We start from the raw sequence: 16,633 nt of genomic DNA, 5'->3' as shown, positions 1-16,633 counted from the left end.
CGGATTCAGTTTACCAGCAAGTTGATTCAGAAAATTAACGGGCCGCGCGTCGTTCGGCGCGCAGGCCGAGCATATACATCGCAACGGTCGCTCCCGCAATGGCGGTGATATCCGCATGGTCATAGGCCGGCGCCACTTCGACGACATCGGCGCCGCGGATATCGAGGGGTCCAAGCTGGCGCAGGACCGAGAGGATTTTCGCGCTCGAAGGCCCGCCGGCGACCGGCGTGCCGGTACCCGGTGCGAAGGCCGGGTCGAGGCAGTCGATGTCGAAGGTGAGATAGGTCGGCGTCTGCCCCACATGATCGAGGATCGTTTTGGCAATCCCGGCCGAGGTCATCTCGTAGACCTCATGGCCGTAGAGCAGGCGGATGCCAAAATCCTCCGGCGCATGGGTGCGGATACCGACCTGGATCGACCGGGCGGGATCGATGATGCCGGCCCGCACCGCCCGCGCGACGAAGGAGCCGTGGTCGATGCGTCCCTCGTCGTCGAGCCACGTGTCCTGATGGGCGTCGAACTGCACCAGCGCCATCGGCCCGTGCTTGGCGGCATGCGCTTTGAGCAGCGGCCAGGTGACATAGTGGTCGCCCCCGAGTGTCAGCAGAAACGCACCGCCGTCGAGGATGACATTCGCCTGGGCCTCGATCGCATCAGGCGTTTTCTGATGGTTGCCGTAGTCGATGAGGCAGTCACCGTAGTCGATGACGGCCATCTCGGCAAAGAGATCGCGTTGGAACGGATATTGCGGATCATTGTCGAAGATCGCCGACGCCCGCCGGATCGCCTGCGGCCCGAACCGGGCGCCCGGCCGGTTGGAGGTCGCGGCATCGAAGGGAATGCCCCAGACGACAGCATCGACACCCGCCAGATCCTTGGTGAAGCGGCGGCGCATGAACGACAGGGCCCCGGCAAAGGTCGGGTCCGAGGCGGCCGAGTTCAGGCTTTTTGCAGTGAAGGCATGGTCGATCGACTTTTCTGCCATGGCGTCCCCCCCATAATCAGGTGGCGGGACGTTGGACAATAAGGCCCGACAAGGCAAGCCGTAGGGAGTAAAATTCCCCCGCTCAGGAGGCCTTGGCTTCGAACGCGGGCGGAAAATCCCCCAGTGCCTTGGCTTGCCCGATGCGCGCACCGATATCCTCCTCGATGATCGATTCCAGCTGCGCAAAACTGTCGATGACGTAGTAGATCGGCTGGACGATATCGATGCGGTAGGGGGTTCTGAGCACCGTCATCAGGTCGAAGGGCCGGAATTCGGCTTCCTTGCCTTCCATAGCAGCCCGTGTCTCGTTGGGAGAGGAAACAATGCCGGCGCCGAAGCAGCGGCGTCCCTGCGGCGTGTCGATCAGGCCGAACTCGACCGTGAACCAGAATATCCGGAACAGGTGCCAGGAATATTCTCGGCCGAGCCCCACGGCTTTTTCGCCGAAGCGGCGCACGAAATTGGCATAGCTCTGGTTGGTCAGGAGAGGGCAGTGGCCAAAGACCTCGTGAAAAATGTCCGGTTCCTCGATATAGTCGATGTGCTCGCGGCGGCGGATGAAGGTCGCCAGCGGAAACTTACCCTGCGACAGCAGTTCGTAGAAGCGCGATGGCGGAATGAGCGCCGGCACGCCCTCCACGCCGAAGCCGGTGGTCTCGTTCAGGCGCCGGTCGATATCGCGAAGCTGGGGCACCTTGTCCGGTTTCAGTCCGAGCGCTTTGACGCCCTCCAGATATTCCCGGCAGGCCTTGTCGGCCAGCAGCGTCATCTGGCGCTGATAGAGCTCGTTCCAGATCCGGTCTTCTTCGCTCGTGTAGTGATAGACGCCGTCCGCATCCGGCAGGTTTGCCGTATAGGTGCTTTGCTTGGTCATCAGCGACCTCCCGTTCGGTGATGGAATAAGCCGGGTGCTCCAGCCGCCGGCTGTCGGATCACCATTATATCTCCGAAAGCGCGGGTAATCATTTCAGCTTTGCCGAAGTGAGCGTAAATAATGGGAGGATATTTCGGGAGGGGAGATCATCATGAAAGAAAACCTGCAAGCCGCCCGCAAGCTTCTGCAGCTTGTACAGGCAGGCGACGGTGCATCGCTCGCCGAACTGGCGGAGAAGGCGGGCATGTCGCAGAGCACCGCATGGCGCAAGATCCAGGAATTGGAGGCCGAGGGCGTCATTCGAAAGCGGGTTGCGCTTCTCGATCCGGCAAAGCTCGACCTCAAGCTCTGCATCGTCGCCCATGTGACGCTCGAGGACCACCACGAGGAGGCGATCGAGGCCTTTGCGGCGGTCGTGCGCGACCGGCCGGAGATCATGGAGTGTTACGCGCTGTCGGGAACCTTCGATTATATGCTGAAGATCCGGGCGCGCGATGTCGAAGCCTACGAGGCGTTTATGACCCGCCACCTGATGCGCAACCCGCATGTGCGCAACGTGGTGTCCAGCTTCGTCCTGCGCGAACTGAAATCGACCACCGAGCTGCCGATTTGAAAAATGCCCGCAAACGAAAAAGGCGGAGCCGAAGCCCCGCCTTTTGAAGGTCCGTAATCCGGAAGCGATTAACGCTTGGAGAACTGGAAGGAGCGGCGGGCCTTGGCCTTGCCGTACTTCTTACGCTCGACCACGCGGCTGTCGCGGGTCAGGAAGCCACCCTTCTTGAGCACGCCGCGAAGGCCCGGCTCGAAGTAGGTGAGGGCCTTGGAGACGCCGTGACGAACGGCGCCGGCCTGGCCGGAGAGACCACCACCGGTGACGGTCGCAACGATGTCGAACTGGCCGGTGCGGGCAGCGGCGATAACCGGCTGCTGCAGGATCATCTGCAGGACGGGACGGGCGAAGTAGGTAGAGAAGTCACGGCCGTTGATCGTGATCTTGCCGGTGCCGGCCTTGACCCAGACGCGGGCGACGGCGTTCTTGCGCTTGCCGGTCGCGTAGGAGCGACCGAGGCTGTCGACCTTGCGGACATAGACCGGAGCGGCAGCTTCGGAAGCCGGCGCGAGGTCCTTCAGGGAGGAAAGATCGGCCATTATCAGGCGCTCCTTACGTTCTTGCTGTTCAGCGATGCCACGTCGAGAGCGACCGGCTGCTGTGCTTCATGGGGATGGTTGGAACCGGCGTAGACGCGCAGGTTCTTCATCTGGCGACGGCCGAGCGGACCACGGGGAACCATGCGCTCGACAGCCTTCTCGATGACGCGCTCCGGGAAGCGGCCTTCGATGATCTGGCGCGCAGTGCGCTCCTTGATGCCACCCGGGTAACCGGTGTGCCAGTAATAGGTCTTGTCGGAATATTTCTTGCCGGTGAGGACGCACTTTTCCGCATTGATGATGATGACGTTGTCGCCATCATCGACGTGCGGGGTGAAGGTGGCCTTGTGCTTGCCGCGCAGACGGTTGGCAACGATGGTGGCGAGGCGACCGACAACGAGGCCTTCGGCATCGATGATCACCCACTTCTTCACCACCTCTGCAGGCTTCTGAACGAAGGTTGACATGTTTTCAGCTCTTTCATCTAGAACCCGTGACACTCGAAAGGTTCGAGTGCAGGGCGTTTCTTGTTGCTTGGATTGCCTTGGCCGAGGCCGGCAAAAAGAAAGCGGGCCGAGAGGGTCCGCGATCTGGGGCGGCTTATACCGAGGGAGACCGAAAGCGTCAAGGTGACGATTTTGCCGGGCTGAAAAATAGATCAAGTAAAATCAATGGCTTATCGATGTGGTTCCGTGATACCACATTTTTCGAGCAAAATCGAAGGCTGGTTATGCCAAATTGCTGGCCCAGCCCGTCGCGGCAGTCAAACCAGACGTTCGGCCGCTGTCTTTTTGTCTCTTCTAATGGGAAAGAAAACCCATCATATACCCGCAAGCCGGAATTCGGCCCGGCGGCAAATCCGGCTTGGGAACGGCTGTCGGAAGCCCGGGAAAACCTGTCGAGATGGCAGGGTGAGTTGCCCACCCATCGTGCTTATTGCTCGTTCTATATATATCAGTGGTTGTGTTGACGAAAAGATGGCGAGTAAGAGCCGAATTGGCGAGGTCGATACCTTTTTTGAAAGTTTTATGCGGATTCCGCCGCCGCGGATAGTTGTCACGTGCTCACATTTCAACAGCATGCGCAATCAGGAGGGAAACTGACAAATGTTCAGAGAAATAAGTTTGCCTCAGCAAAATCTAGTAGCGCTTTCTAATTCAACCATAAGATGGTGCTAATATGTGCGGGTACAAAGAGGGAGTATAATCTGAACATTCGAAGAACATCAGCATGCTGAGCATTCTCGATTTTTTCACTCAAGAAGCCGCCTAAAATCTCAGGCAGCCTGCCTGGAGAGGAAAACAATCTTCCGGATCGGGTCTTCTTTTGCAGGCCCGAACGGGACAGCTCGGCGTGTCGGCCGTCGGTACCGTCACCCGGTCAGCGAACTCATGGCCGTCGCAGTAGCCGCTGTCGATGACATAGCGGTCGTAGAGTGTCATCCGCGCCTTGTTGCGGGAGGGATAACGCAGGATCACCGCGCCCTCCCGGCCGATCGCCCGCTGCACGGCGGCGCAGGACATGCCGGTGGAATTGTAGCGCGATATCGCTGCGGCCGGCTCGCTCGAGAGGAGGGTGCCGGAGGCCATGATCGCAAGACAGCCGAGAATTTTTTTCATGATCCTCATCCCTTTTGACGAGATACGGACTTACATAGCGCAGAAGCACCGCGCCGCCAGAGGCGCACTATTGCGGGAGCCGCCGTCATGAACCATGACCATTACGACAATGCCTATATCGCCGACATCCTGAAGGGCACCAAGACGATCGCGCTTCTCGGCGCCTCCCCGAATGCCGACAGGCCAAGCAACCGGGTCATGGGGTTCCTGCTCTCCAAGGGCTATACGGTGTTTCCGGTCAATCCCGGCCAGGCCGGCAAGCAGATCCTGGGGCAGACGGTCTACAGGACGCTTGCGGACGTGCCGCAGCCGGTCGACATGGTCGACGTTTTTCGCGCCGCTGAATATCTGGACAGTGTCGTGGACGAGGCGATAGGGCTCGAAACCAGGCCGAAGGTGATCTGGGGCCAGCTCAGCGTGCGTGACGACAAGGCCGCCAAAAAGGCGGAAGCCGCCGGCGTCAAAGTCGTCATGGACCGCTGCCCGGCGATCGAGTATCCCCGCCTGGTTGCCTGAGACGTCCACCTAAGCCGGTGTTATTTAGCGAGCAGTTCCGGTCGGCTGCGCATATCGTCGAGCAGCTCGGCATTGCCGCAATAGCTTGCGAAGTCGGCGGCGGCGCGGCCGTCGGCAAGTTCGCGCCGACAGCGGGTCTTCTCGCCGCAATGGACACAGGTGACGTGCATGTCTCGGAATTCCGCCGGATCCTCCAGTCTGGCTTCCTCCGGATCGATGTTGAGCAGCTTCATCAGCGCCAGCATCTCGTCGGCCGCATGCGGGCCTTTGGCGATCAGTTCGCGCAGTTCCTGCTCCGACAAGGCGTTGTCCTGCGCCAACAGCTTGACGGTCTCGTCGTCGAGGCTGGCGAGAAGCTTCGCCTCGTTGATCGCCGCCCATGTGGCGGAACACCAGCGCTTCAGCCTGCCGGTAAGATTTTCCGGGGTAGGGATCGTGTTGCCCATTGTGAACTCCTCTCTATTTCCTGGGAGGATAGGTTCCGGGGAACGATATACCTTGATCGTGATCAACCGCCGGGGTCTGTTGCAGCGCTATCAAAGCGAGCGCCATTTCAAGGGGAGGGACTAAAATGCCGAAACTCAATCCGGGGTTTTCGACGCTGGCCGTGCATGCGGGGGCGCAGCCCGACCCGACGACCGGGGCGCGGGCGACGCCGATCTACCAGACCACGTCCTTCGTCTTCAACGACGCGGACCACGCCGCCGCGCTTTTCGGCCTGCAGCAATTCGGCAATATCTACACCCGCATCATGAATCCGACCCAGGCAGTGCTGGAGGAACGGGTGGCGGCCCTCGAAGGGGGGACCGCGGCGCTCGCGGTCGCCTCCGGCCATGCGGCGCAGATGCTGACATTCCACACGATCATGCAGCCGGGCGACAATTTCATCGCGGCGCGAAAGCTCTATGGCGGCTCGATCAACCAGTTCGGCAATGCGTTCAGGAACTTCGACTGGCAGGTGCGCTGGGCCGATACCGACGATCCGGCGAGCTTCGAGGCCGGCATCGACGAGCGCACCCGCGCGATCTTCATCGAGAGCCTCGCCAATCCCGCCGGCACGTTCGTGGATATCGCGGCGATCGCCGAGGTGGCGCAGCGGCGCGGCATTCCGCTGATCGTCGACAACACGATGGCGAGCCCCTATCTCGTCCGGCCGCTCGAACACGGTGCCGACATCGTCATCCATTCGCTGACCAAGTTCATGGGCGGCCACGGCAATTCCATGGGCGGCGTGATCGTCGACGGGGGCACGTTCAACTGGTCGAAATCGGGAAACTATCCGATGCTCTCGGAGCCGCGCCCGGAATATGGCGGCATCGTCCTCTACCAGGCTTTCGGCAATATCGGCTTTGCCATCGCCTGCCGCGTGCTTGGCCTGCGCGACATCGGCCCGGCGATCTCGCCCTTCAACGCCTTCATGATCCTGACCGGCATCGAGACGCTGCCGCTCAGGATGCAGAAACATTCCGACAATGCCGCGGCCGTCGCCAAATGGCTGAAGGTGCATCCGAAGGTCGCCTGGGTCAGCTATTCCGGCCTGGAAGACGATCCCAACCACGCCCTGCAGAGGCGGTATTCGCCGAAGGGCGCCGGCTCGGTCTTCACCTTCGGCGTTACCGGCGGTTACGAGGCGGGCAAGACGCTGGTCGAAAGCTTGCAGCTTTTCTCCCACCTCGCCAATATCGGCGACACCCGCTCGCTGGTCATCCATCCGGCCTCGACGACGCACCGGCAGCTGAGCGAAGAACAGCAGATCGCCGCCGGCGCCGGACCGGACGTGGTGCGCCTGTCGGTCGGTATCGAGGATGCCGCCGATATCATCGCCGACCTCGACCAGGCCTTGTCGAAGATCTGAGGGAGGATCTTGGCGTCAGGCGCCAAAACCGCCGTCGATGGTCTGAAGGGAGCCGGTGACGAAACCGGCTTCCGGCCCGGCGAGATAAGCGGCAAGACCGGCGATCTCGCCCGGCTGGCCATGGCGCTTGATGGCCATGAAACCGTGCATGAAGTCGCTCATCGGGCCGTCTTCCGGGTTCATGTCGGTGGAGGTCGGGCCGGGCTGGATGACGTTGACGGTGATGTTGCGGTCGCCGAAATCACGGGCGAGACCGCGCGCCATGCCCTGCATTGCCGACTTGGTCAGCGCATAGGCAGCGCCGCCGGCAAACGGCATGCGGTCGCCGTTGACCGAGCCGATGATGATGATCCGGCTGCCGTCTGGCATGCTGCGGGCGGCTTCAACCGCCGCATGGTAGGGTGCCCGGACATTGACGTCGATCATCCGATCGACCGCGTCGGCGTCGAGTTCCAGCGGGTTGCCGAGCGCCAGCGTGCCGGCACTGATGACCAGAATGTCCAGCGGGCCGGCCTCACGCACCGTGCCGATCACGGCCGTGCGGTCTGCCGCATCCGACCGGACGGCCTTGGCGCCGGTCTCGACGGCAAGAGCGTCTGCGGCATCCTTGGAACCTGCATAAGTGAACGTCACGTCGGCGCCGTCATCGGCAAAGCGGCGGACGATTGCAGCACCGATGCCGCGGCTGCCGCCCAGCACCAGCACTTTCTTTCCATGGAAGTCGGTCATTGTCGTGTCTCCTTGATTGAGGCTTGATTTAATATAGTGAGCGCTACATAATTCGAACGGGCAATGCAGTCAAGGATTTTGTAATGGACACTACAAAAAAGAACTTGTCGCGCGGCCGGCCCCGCGCTTTCGACAAGGAGGAGGCGCTGGCAAAGGCCCAGGCGCTGTTCCACGCGAAGGGATACGACGCGTTGAGCGTCGCCGATCTCACCGAGGCGATCGGCATCAATCCGCCGAGTTTTTATGCCGCCTTCGGCAGCAAGGCGGAACTCTACGGCGCTGTCTTGAAACGCTATGAGGAAAGGAAGGGCCTGGATGTTCCGAGCGCCTTGGCAGCGGAAAAGCCACTCGACGAGGGTGTGGCCGCGCTGCTGAGGCAGGCCGCCGACAACTACGGCAGCGGTGACGCGCCGGGCTGCATGGTGATCGAGGGAGCAAGAGGCACGGTTGACCCGCAGGCCTCCGACCAGGCCCGGCGCATGCTGGACATGAGCCGCAAGGTCATCCACGCCGCAATCGCAGGCCGTGAACCCCAGCGTGCCGAACTCATCACCGACTACATCATGATGGCGATGTCCGGCCTCTCGGCAAGCGCCCGCAACGGCGTGCCGACAGATCGCCTGCGCGCACTGGCCGCAATCGCCTCCAATCAGCTTTCCCGTCATTTGAAGGAGATCGGACAATGAGCGCCTGGATCAAATTCGACCTCTCCACCATCGCGCCGGAAGAAGGCGCCCCGGCATCGGACCGGCTGGTCTCCGGTACCCCGACATTCCGCACCTGGAGTTTCGAGGAAGCCGAAGGCGGGCTCTATGCCGGCATCTGGGAAGCGACGCCCGGCAAGTGGCGGATCGTCTACGAGGAGTGGGAATATTTCCACATCCTCTCCGGCCATTCGATCGTGACCGAAGAGGGTGGCGAGGCGGTCCGGTTGAAGACCGGCGACAGCATGATCCTCAGACCGGGGTTCAAGGGAACCTGGGAAGTCGTTGAAACGACTCGCAAGGATTACGTGATCAGGGTTTGAGGATCAGGCGTCTTCATTCCCATTGAAGGCCTTCGCGAATTCGCCTGAGGAAATGAACGCCAGCGTCCGCCGCAATTCCTCTGATTTGTCCTTGCCGAACGCCTTGTCGAAACGGTCCTGGGCCACCTGCCAGCGGGTGGTAAGGTCGAGCTGCGTCGCCGCGCCTGTGTCCGTCAGGCGGACGCGCTTGGCGCGGCGGTCCTGGGCATCGGGCACCAGTTCCACCAGCCCGTCGCGGATCAGCGGCTTCAGCGTATGGCCGAGCGCCGAGAGGTCCATGACCATCGCGTCGGCGAGGTTTTTCAGTGTCGGCTCATCGGATCCGGCGATCTGCGACATCAGCGAGAACTGCGTTCCCTTGAGGCCAGTATCACCCATCGCATCCTCGTAGAGCTGGCCGAGCTGCCGCGACGCGCGGCGCACCGCACTGTTGCTGCAATGAAGCCAGATGCCGTCCTCGATCTGCCCTTGCTTGTCCTGCTTGTTTTTGCCCGTCATGTCTTGTTCCGATCCTGTCGCGGGACAATGCCCGCTTTTGTCTGGCCCTTCCACTCCGATGAAAAATTTGCGCTCGCCCCTTGCAGCTTCAAATCGTGCCTTTCATATATAGTGGCATATACCAGCAAATTCCAGGTGCCGGAATACCGGCCAGAATCCCAGTCGAAACCAAAGGAGATGGACCATGACCAACAATTCGAAACTCGGAACCGCACTCGTGACCGGCGCATCGTCGGGCATCGGCGCGACCTATGCGGAAAAGCTCGCCAAGCGCGGCTATGATCTCGTCCTCGTCGCCCGCGACGCGGATCGCCTGAAGGCGCTTGCCGGCCGGCTGGCGAGCGAACATGGCGTCAGGGCGGATGTGCTGCGCGCCGATCTCAGCCAGCGCGCCGACGTGCTCATCGTCGACAAGCGCCTGCGCGAGGACGGCTCGATCACGCTCTTCGTCAACAATGCCGGCATCGGCCCGAAAGGCCCGTTGCTGAAGGCCGATTCGGATTATCTCGACCAGATGGTCGATCTCAACGTCACCGCCGCCAACCGTCTCGCTGTCGCGGCAGCCCAGGCCTTTGCCGCCCGGGGTAAGGGCGCTATCGTCAACATCGCCTCCGCCGTCGCACTCGCCGCGGAATTCTTCAGCGGCACCTATGCCGCCAGCAAGGCCTTCGTGCTTGCTCTGACGGAAGCCCTTGCTTCCGAGCTGAAGGACACCGGGGTCACGATCCAGGCAGTCCTGCCCGGTTATACCCGCACCGAAATCTTCGATCGCGTCGGCGGCTCGATGGATAGTCTCGACCCGAACTCCGTCATGGAAGTCGGCGACCTTGTCGACGCGGCGCTTGTGGGTCTCGACCGCGGCGAACTTGTCACCATGCCGTCGCTTGCCGATACGCAGCTTTATGAGACCTACACGACCGCCCGCGGCGGGCTGCGCCCCTATCTGTCGCTCAACAAACCGGCGACCCGTTACGGCGTTTCCGTCGGGGTCTGATTGCGAAGTGCGGCTGCGGCACCGTCCGCAGCCGAACGCCGGGAACAGTTCAAAGGCCCGGGCTTGCCCGTTCCCAGGCCAGGTCCAGCCGCTCCAGCCCGTGGAAATGGTAGACGTCCTTTACCACCGGTGTCTGGGCGATCCGCATCCCGGGCAGCCGCCGGAAGAGAATCGGCAGCACGGTGTTGAGTTCCAGCCTTGCGAGCGGCGCGCCGATGCAGAAATGGATGCCGGCGCCGAAGGAGAGGTTTGGCGCTTCCTGCCGCTCGGGCCTGAAGGCCAGCGGATCGGAGAATTTCTTCGGATCGAGATTGGCGGCGGCAAGGATGAGGCTCACTTTGTCGCCGCGCTTGAAATCGAGCCCGTCGATCTGGACATCCTCGAGCGCCCAGCGCTGGAAGATGTGCACCGGCGCACAGATGCGCAGCGTCTCCTCGACCGTCCGCTCGGTCGCCGCCTCGTCGCGGAAAAGGTCTGCCGGCGGAAGGCCGCTCTCCAGGATCACCCGCACCGAATTGCCGATCTGGTGCACCGTCGCCTCGTGGCCGGCATTGAGCAGCACGATGGTGGTCGAGACCAGCTCGTCGTCCGTGAGATACTGGCCCTTATGCTCCGTATGGATCATGTGGGTGAGGAGATCTTCGCGCGGCTGCCGGCGGCGCTCGGCGATCAGGCTCTTGACGTATTCCGCGAATTCCTTAGCCGCGCGGTTGGCAGCATGTTCGTCGTCCTCGGTCCGCTTGAACATGTACATGCCGACATAGGCATGTGACCATTTGAGAAGCTGCGGCCCCATCTCGTCCGGGATGCCGATCATCCGGGCGATCATCGTCACCGGGATGATGTCGGCGAAGGAGGAAAGCAGTTCCGTTTCGCCTTGGGCCTCGAACCCGTCGATCAGCCTTTCGGCAAGTTCTGCGATCTCCGGCCGGAGCCTTTCGATATGCCGCGAGACAAAAGCGCGGTTGACGAGCGTGCGAAGCCGGGTGTGCTCAGGCGGCTCGAGCTCCAGCAGCGAATACCGCTCGGCGAGATCGAAGTTTTCGAGATGCGGCAGGGGTTCGGGAAGCCCGAGTTCCTCGCGGCTGGCGATATGCAGGACCTGGCGTCCGAACCGCCGGTCGCGCAACAGCCCGCTCACATGGTCGTAGCCGGTGAAGAACCATTGCCGCTGTTCTTCCCAATAGAACGTCGGACATTGCTCGTGGAGGAGGGCGTAGACGCGGTTCGGGTCGCTGTAGAAAGCCGGGTTGCGGCCGTCCAGCGAGACGCGGCGGGTGTCGGGATCGATGCGGAGAAAATCGGGCAGAATGCTCATGTCCGGAGACCTAGCGAATTTCAGCGGGTGGGGAAAGTGGGCCGAATTGACACTATTCAGGATTGTGCGCATGGTCGGTGATGCACGGCGTGCCGCGGCCTTGGGGGAGGGGAATAGATGAAGCTATCGTCTCGCGAATACAAGCTGACGCTGTACGCGCAGGCGTTTGCCGGCGACGAAGCCGCCTGCCGTTCGAAGGCCGCGGATTTCTGGACGGACACGGTCAATCGGCTTGGCGAAGCCGGGATCGGCGCAAGCGGCAAGTTGAATCTGCTAGAGCCGGACAAGCAGCGAAACGTGTTTTTCCTCGATACGCCTGACCAGGTCCTCTACGAGCGCTCTGACCTCGTTTTCCGGTTGCGACGGCCGGTCGCCTCGAAAGGTGATTGGGATGCGACGCTGAAATTCCGCCATGGGGACCGTCTGCTTGCCGGAGCGCAGGCGTTCCGGCTGCGCGAGGGGCGCGGACGGGGTAAGTTCGAAGAGGACGTCAAGGCGGTTCCGCGATCCGGAATGCCGGGCTTCTGGGCGCTGTTCAGCCGCTCCGTCGAGGCCGGGGTCGGCCCTCGGAAAAAACTCCAGACCGTTGGCGCCTGCCTTGCTCCTTTCGAGAAACTCGACGGCGCGTCGCTGCCGCCGCTGAAGGAAGAGGTTGAGACCGTTTCGGGCCTGAAAGTGATCGAGCACGTCTTCGAGGATGGCTGGCTGGGCTTCTCGAAAAAGGTGAAAGCCGAATGCGCGTTGATCCTCTGGTGGAAGGAAGACGAGGCGCTGGAGCCGATCGCCGCCGAATTCAGCTTTCGTTTTCCCCTCGATGACGGCGAGGCGGATGCCAAGGTGGTCCGCAACGCCTGGACGGCGATGGCCGTGCTCAGCGGTTCGCTGTTCGTCGATCCGAAAGGCAGGACGAAGACGGCACTCGTTTACGGCGCCGATTGATCACTCACCAACTGCCACGCCCTCGCGGCGCGGGTCGGCGCTGCCCGCAAGTCCGTTCGCGGTGATCTCGATCGCATGCAGGCCGGAATTCATTTCGCCCGGCTTCACCTCGTAACCCAGCGCCTTCAATGGCTCGGCAAGCTTTTCGGCCTCGGTGCCGGCCTCGATCTCGTAAGGTCCGAACCGGTTGATGAAATGCGGCTGGGCGACGATCTGCTCCACCGGCATGCCCCAGTCGATATAGGCGATCAGAGCCTGCGCCACATAGCCGATGATCTGGCTGCCGCCCGGCGAGCCGATCGCGAGCAGCGGCTTGCCGTCCTTCATCACGATCGTCGGCGCCATCGAGGAACGCGGCCGCTTGCCCGGCTCGACGCGGTTGGCGACGGGCAGGTTGCCGTCATGGGTCTTGAAGGAGAAGTCGGTGAGTTCGTTGTTGAGCAGGAAACCGTTGGTCATCAGCCGCGAACCGAAACCGCTTTCGATCGTCGTGGTCATCGACACGACATTGCCCTGCCTGTCGACGATGACGAAATGGCTGGTGGAAGGCATCTCGATCGCCGCGTCGCGGCCGAACAGCAGTGCATGGTCCCATTCCGGCTCGCCGGCCTTCACCTGGTCGGAGACAAGAGCTTTGGTGCCGTCGAGCAGGGTGGCGCGCTTGCCGAGATAGTCCTTCTTCAACAGGCCCTTGATCGGCAAGGGCTGGAAATCCGGGTCGGCGAGATACCTTTCGCGGTCTGCAAAGGCAAGGCGCTGCGCGTCGCCGATGATCCGCCAGCTGTCGGCGTTGCGGGGGCCGAGGCCCTTGATGTCGAAATTCTCGATCAGCCCAAGCATCTGGCCGACCGCGACCGCGCCGGAGGAGGGCGGCCCCATGCCGCAGACGTCGAGCGCCCGGTAGGCGGCGCAGACCGGCTCGCGTTCCTTGATGCGGTAATTGGCGAGGTCAGCGAGCGACAGGACGCCGGGATTGCCGGGTGCCTCGCGCACCGTCCTGACGATCGCCTCGGCGATCGGCCCTTTGTAGAAGGCATCCGCGCCGCCGGTCGCAATCGCCTTCAGCGTCTCCGCATAGGCTGGGTTCCTGAGCACCGTGCCGGCCTTCAGCGGCGCGCCCGATGCGTCGTAGAAGTAGCCCCGCGGACCGTCGTATTTCTTCAGCCGCTCACCTTCGGCGGCGATCAGCGAAGCCAGACGGGGAGAGACCTGGAAGCCGTCGGCGGCAAGCTTCTCCGCCCGTTCGAACAGGCTCGCCCAGTCGGCCTTGCCGTAGCGCTTATGGACTTCGGAGAGGAGACGAACGGTACCTGGCGTGCCGACCGAACGGCCGCCGACCACCGCATCCATGAATTTCAGCGGTTGGCCCTGCGCATCGAGGAAGAGTTTTGGCGTTGCCTCCATCGGCGCCGTCTCGCGGCCGTCGAACGTGCTGAGCTTGCCGGTGGCAGCATCGTAATAAACGAGGAAGGAGCCGCCGCCGAGACCGGAACTCTGCGGCTCGACAAGGCCGAGCACGGTCTGCACGGCGATCAGCGCGTCGACCGCATTGCCGCCGCTGGCGATCACGTCGCGCCCGGCTTCGGCCGCCAGCGGATTGGCTGCGGCGACCATGAAGTTTTTCGCCTCGACGCGTTTGGCCGAGGTGAACCCGGTCGCGCGTTCCGGGGCAACCGTGTCGGACGCCTGCTGCGCCAGCGTCGCACCGGCCGAGAACATCACGCCCGAAAGCGCCGAAGAAAGAACAATGCCGATGAAAAGTCGCGCCCGCATGATGCACCCTCCGCGGTTATCCCTGCGGACGAATGTGGGTTTCAGGATGGCGAGGACAAGAGGACGTCAGCGCTTGCCAAGCGACGCCAGGCGTTTGAGGGCTGCAACCTGATGGCTGGCACGTACGTCGCTTGGTGCCTCGTCCTCACCCTGTCGGTCGACGGCCGGAACGACCGAGGCTTCGGTGCCGGTATCGATCGCCGTGCGATCGCGACCGCAGTCCTTTGCGATATAGAGCGCCCGGTCGGCAGCGCTGAGTAGGAGGTCGAGGTCGGCGGTTTCGGCTGGTGCGAGCGCGATGCCGGCACTGACGGTGACCGTGATACTATGCTCGCCCGTGACGATGGTCTGGCGTTTGAGCGTCAGGCGGATCGCCTCGGCGATGCTCGCGGCCTCGATCATGTCGCCGACGCGCAGGATGGAGGCGAATTCCTCTCCGCCCATGCGTCCGAAGAAGCCGCGGCCACGCAGCGACGTCTGGCCGACCTGCGAAAAGGCGATCAGCACCGAATCGCCTGCCTGATGGCCGCAACGGTCGTTGATCTGCTTGAAGTTGTCGAGGTCGAAATGCAGGAGCGCGATCAACGGCTTCTCCGCGTTATCGAGCTTCTTCAAGGCATGGAACTGGTCGATCAGGCCGCGCCGGTTGAGAACGCCGGTCAAGGGGTCGGTGACGGCAAGCGTCTTGAGTTTGTCCTCCGACCGCTCGGTCAGCAGCTTTGCACCGGTCATGATGCTGGCGATGAAACAGATTGCCGCCGGGAAGAGCAGCCAGGGGGATTGCGGCGCCGTGCCAAACGATTTCGCCTCACCGGTGACCGCCAGAACGGCCACTATGCCGTTCGCGCAAAATTGTATGGCGAGGAATGCCGACAGCACCCGTCGCGTTACCTTCGACGCGCCGTCGTTGCTCAGAAGGATATAGATCATGATTGCATGGCCGACCATGGTCGCGCCGTTGTGAAGGGCCACCCGGTGGGCGAAGTTCTCGCGTATCGGATAAAGGAACATGCCGGCCACCCAAAGAAGTGCCGGGATGGCGATGTAGGCTTCAACGGGCTTCCGGTCGAACTGCAGGAGGCCGGCGATCCACAGGCCGACACCGGCGAGTACCAGCGTATTGGCGATCTGGATGGAGATGAAATCGGGGATATCGCCGCGCAACGTGACCAGCACGACACCGATGCCGTGCAGCGCAAAACCGCTGCCCCAGCTCAAATAGAAGCGGTCCCGCTCGTAATACCAGCGTGAGCACAGGAGGACGGCGAGCGTCAGCGCTTCGGCCGCCCAGATCATCAGGCCTGTTAAAATATCCACCCGAAACTCCCATACTCGATGTCGAGCGCGGCAAGAATGCCATGCAGTCTTTAAGACGACGTTGCACGGATCGCAGAAAATCCGGCGCCCGGAGCGGTCGCGGCGGAATTTTCGAGACGGTATTCACGCCTGCTTTACCCTGATCGCGCAAAAACCTGTGCCATCAGGCAAAACGGCGCGCCAGCCGGCTGTGGCCGAGCAAGAATCGTAATAGCGGTCAGCCTCGCGCATCCCCGGGCAGTTAAGGATATCGGATGCTCCGTCTTGAAGTACCGGGCGTTGACACTCTATGTAGGGATGACCCATTCCATTTGATTCCGGAGCGCCTATCCGCCTTCGGCAAGTGCTTGACAAAGGACGGACATGAGAAATCCAGTTGATACCGCAATGGCCTTGGTGCCGATGGTCGTCGAACAGACCAATCGCGGTGAGCGCTCCTACGACATTTATTCGCGTCTTCTGAAAGAGCGCATCATCTTCCTGACGGGGCCTGTCGAAGACTATATGGCGTCACTGATCTGCGCCCAGCTTCTTTTCCTCGAAGCGGAAAACCCCAAGAAGGAAATCGCCCTCTACATCAATTCGCCCGGCGGCGTCGTGACCGCCGGCATGGCGATCTACGATACGATGCAGTTCATCAAGCCGGCGGTTTCGACGCTCTGCATCGGCCAGGCCGCTTCCATGGGCTCGCTGCTCCTGTGCGCCGGCGAGAAGGGCATGCGCTTTGCGACCCCGAACTCGCGCATCATGGTGCACCAGCCCTCCGGCGGCTTCCAGGGCCAGGCGTCCGATATCGAGCGTCATGCTCGTGACATATTGAAGATGAAAAGGCGTCTTAACGAGGTCTACGTGAAGCATACGGGCCGCACGTTGGAGGAAGTCGAAAAGACCCTCGACCGCGACCACTTCATGACGGCCGACGAAGCCCAGGATTGGGGCGTCATCGACAAGATCCTGACATCGCGTCAGGAAATGGAAGGTGGCTCCGCAGACTGAGTCTGATGGCGCGACCCGTGCGCCTCACCCCGATGTGAGCAAAA

Annotated in this window: 20 protein-coding genes; 9 read left to right on the top strand and 11 right to left on the bottom strand. The window is 62.0% G+C overall.

Features of this window, described 5'->3' with window-relative positions; translation table 11 throughout:
* Positions 1 to 34: 34 nt before the first annotated feature.
* Both speB and ABCW43_RS04165 read right to left on the bottom strand, forming a co-directional pair.
* Complete coding sequence (speB, locus tag ABCW43_RS04170) at positions 35 to 985, bottom strand: agmatinase (RefSeq protein WP_345922229.1); 951 nt, start codon at positions 983 to 985, stop codon at positions 35 to 37.
* Positions 986 to 1,067: 82 nt separating this feature from the next.
* Positions 1,068 to 1,859 (bottom strand): phenylalanine 4-monooxygenase, encoded by a 792-nt coding sequence (locus ABCW43_RS04165; RefSeq protein WP_345922228.1) that lies wholly within the window; start codon positions 1,857 to 1,859, stop codon positions 1,068 to 1,070.
* 151 nt (positions 1,860 to 2,010) lie between these two features.
* On the opposite strand from ABCW43_RS04165, the gene ABCW43_RS04160 reads away from it, so the two are divergent.
* A complete protein-coding gene (locus ABCW43_RS04160; protein ID WP_345922227.1) occupies positions 2,011 to 2,472 on the top strand; it encodes an Lrp/AsnC family transcriptional regulator in 462 nt (153 codons plus the stop codon).
* A 68-nt stretch (positions 2,473 to 2,540) separates the two neighbouring features.
* Here ABCW43_RS04160 and rpsI read toward each other — a convergent pair whose 3' ends face one another.
* Positions 2,541 to 3,008, bottom strand: a complete 468-nt coding sequence (gene rpsI, locus ABCW43_RS04155; protein ID WP_345922226.1) for a 30S ribosomal protein S9 — start codon at positions 3,006 to 3,008, stop codon at positions 2,541 to 2,543.
* A gap of 2 nt (positions 3,009 to 3,010) precedes the next feature.
* A complete protein-coding gene (rplM, locus tag ABCW43_RS04150) occupies positions 3,011 to 3,475 on the bottom strand; it encodes a 50S ribosomal protein L13 (RefSeq protein ID WP_037080613.1) in 465 nt (154 codons plus the stop codon).
* 77 nt (positions 3,476 to 3,552) lie between these two features.
* On the opposite strand from rplM, the gene ABCW43_RS04145 reads away from it, so the two are divergent.
* Positions 3,553 to 3,978 (top strand): hypothetical protein, encoded by a 426-nt coding sequence (locus ABCW43_RS04145; RefSeq protein WP_345922225.1) that lies wholly within the window; start codon positions 3,553 to 3,555, stop codon positions 3,976 to 3,978.
* 298 nt (positions 3,979 to 4,276) lie between these two features.
* Here ABCW43_RS04145 and ABCW43_RS04140 read toward each other — a convergent pair whose 3' ends face one another.
* Positions 4,277 to 4,627, bottom strand: a complete 351-nt coding sequence (locus ABCW43_RS04140) for a hypothetical protein (protein ID WP_345922224.1) — start codon at positions 4,625 to 4,627, stop codon at positions 4,277 to 4,279.
* Positions 4,628 to 4,714: 87 nt separating this feature from the next.
* Here ABCW43_RS04140 and ABCW43_RS04135 point away from each other — a divergent pair, with 87 nt between their 5' ends.
* A complete protein-coding gene (locus tag ABCW43_RS04135) occupies positions 4,715 to 5,143 on the top strand; it encodes a CoA-binding protein (protein WP_345922223.1) in 429 nt (142 codons plus the stop codon).
* 20 nt (positions 5,144 to 5,163) lie between these two features.
* On the opposite strand, the gene ABCW43_RS04130 is transcribed toward ABCW43_RS04135, so the two are convergent.
* Positions 5,164 to 5,589 (bottom strand): DUF6455 family protein, encoded by a 426-nt coding sequence (locus ABCW43_RS04130; RefSeq protein ID WP_345922222.1) that lies wholly within the window; start codon positions 5,587 to 5,589, stop codon positions 5,164 to 5,166.
* 125 nt (positions 5,590 to 5,714) lie between these two features.
* Between ABCW43_RS04130 and ABCW43_RS04125 the strand changes: the two genes are divergently transcribed.
* Positions 5,715 to 6,998 carry an O-acetylhomoserine aminocarboxypropyltransferase gene (locus ABCW43_RS04125; protein ID WP_345922221.1) on the top strand — a complete coding sequence of 428 codons (1,284 nt, stop codon included), beginning with the start codon at positions 5,715 to 5,717 and terminating at the stop codon, positions 6,996 to 6,998.
* A 15-nt stretch (positions 6,999 to 7,013) separates the two neighbouring features.
* On the opposite strand, the gene bdcA is transcribed toward ABCW43_RS04125, so the two are convergent.
* Complete coding sequence (gene bdcA, locus ABCW43_RS04120) at positions 7,014 to 7,727, bottom strand: SDR family oxidoreductase (protein WP_345922220.1); 714 nt, start codon at positions 7,725 to 7,727, stop codon at positions 7,014 to 7,016.
* A gap of 83 nt (positions 7,728 to 7,810) precedes the next feature.
* On the opposite strand from bdcA, the gene ABCW43_RS04115 reads away from it, so the two are divergent.
* Both ABCW43_RS04115 and ABCW43_RS04110 read left to right on the top strand, forming a co-directional pair.
* Positions 7,811 to 8,413: a TetR/AcrR family transcriptional regulator gene (locus tag ABCW43_RS04115; RefSeq protein WP_345922219.1), complete on the top strand. Its 603-nt coding sequence runs from the start codon at positions 7,811 to 7,813 to the stop codon at positions 8,411 to 8,413.
* Positions 8,410 to 8,754, top strand: coding sequence for a cupin domain-containing protein (locus ABCW43_RS04110; RefSeq protein ID WP_345922218.1), 345 nt, complete (start codon positions 8,410 to 8,412; stop codon positions 8,752 to 8,754). Before ABCW43_RS04115 ends, ABCW43_RS04110 begins: the two co-directional genes overlap by 4 nt.
* A 3-nt stretch (positions 8,755 to 8,757) precedes the next feature.
* Here ABCW43_RS04110 and ABCW43_RS04105 read toward each other — a convergent pair whose 3' ends face one another.
* Positions 8,758 to 9,252 (bottom strand): MarR family winged helix-turn-helix transcriptional regulator, encoded by a 495-nt coding sequence (locus tag ABCW43_RS04105; RefSeq protein WP_345922217.1) that lies wholly within the window; start codon positions 9,250 to 9,252, stop codon positions 8,758 to 8,760.
* A 184-nt stretch (positions 9,253 to 9,436) separates the two neighbouring features.
* Here ABCW43_RS04105 and ABCW43_RS04100 point away from each other — a divergent pair, with 184 nt between their 5' ends.
* Entirely contained in the window at positions 9,437 to 10,246 is an 810-nt protein-coding gene (locus ABCW43_RS04100; protein WP_345922216.1) for an SDR family NAD(P)-dependent oxidoreductase, read from the top strand.
* 49 nt (positions 10,247 to 10,295) lie between these two features.
* On the opposite strand, the gene ABCW43_RS04095 is transcribed toward ABCW43_RS04100, so the two are convergent.
* Positions 10,296 to 11,564: a cytochrome P450 gene (locus ABCW43_RS04095; protein ID WP_345922215.1), complete on the bottom strand. Its 1,269-nt coding sequence runs from the start codon at positions 11,562 to 11,564 to the stop codon at positions 10,296 to 10,298.
* A 117-nt stretch (positions 11,565 to 11,681) separates the two neighbouring features.
* On the opposite strand from ABCW43_RS04095, the gene ABCW43_RS04090 reads away from it, so the two are divergent.
* Positions 11,682 to 12,503, top strand: coding sequence for a hypothetical protein (locus tag ABCW43_RS04090; RefSeq protein ID WP_345922214.1), 822 nt, complete (start codon positions 11,682 to 11,684; stop codon positions 12,501 to 12,503).
* Here ABCW43_RS04090 and ggt read toward each other — a convergent pair whose 3' ends face one another.
* Entirely contained in the window at positions 12,504 to 14,222 is a 1,719-nt protein-coding gene (gene ggt, locus ABCW43_RS04085) for a gamma-glutamyltransferase (protein ID WP_345923332.1), read from the bottom strand.
* Positions 14,223 to 14,342: 120 nt separating this feature from the next.
* Positions 14,343 to 15,593 carry a GGDEF domain-containing protein gene (locus ABCW43_RS04080; RefSeq protein ID WP_345922213.1) on the bottom strand — a complete coding sequence of 417 codons (1,251 nt, stop codon included), beginning with the start codon at positions 15,591 to 15,593 and terminating at the stop codon, positions 14,343 to 14,345.
* Between the two features lie 363 nt (positions 15,594 to 15,956).
* Between ABCW43_RS04080 and clpP the strand changes: the two genes are divergently transcribed.
* Entirely contained in the window at positions 15,957 to 16,589 is a 633-nt protein-coding gene (gene clpP / locus ABCW43_RS04075) for an ATP-dependent Clp endopeptidase proteolytic subunit ClpP (RefSeq protein ID WP_345922212.1), read from the top strand.
* Positions 16,590 to 16,633: the final 44 nt, after the last annotated feature.

This window comes from Neorhizobium tunisiense (genome assembly GCF_039631515.1).
In the GTDB taxonomy this organism is placed as follows: Bacteria; Pseudomonadota; Alphaproteobacteria; order Rhizobiales; family Rhizobiaceae; genus Neorhizobium.
Note: the sequence above shows the minus strand (reverse complement) of the source record. Positions and strands in the feature narration are given on the sequence as shown.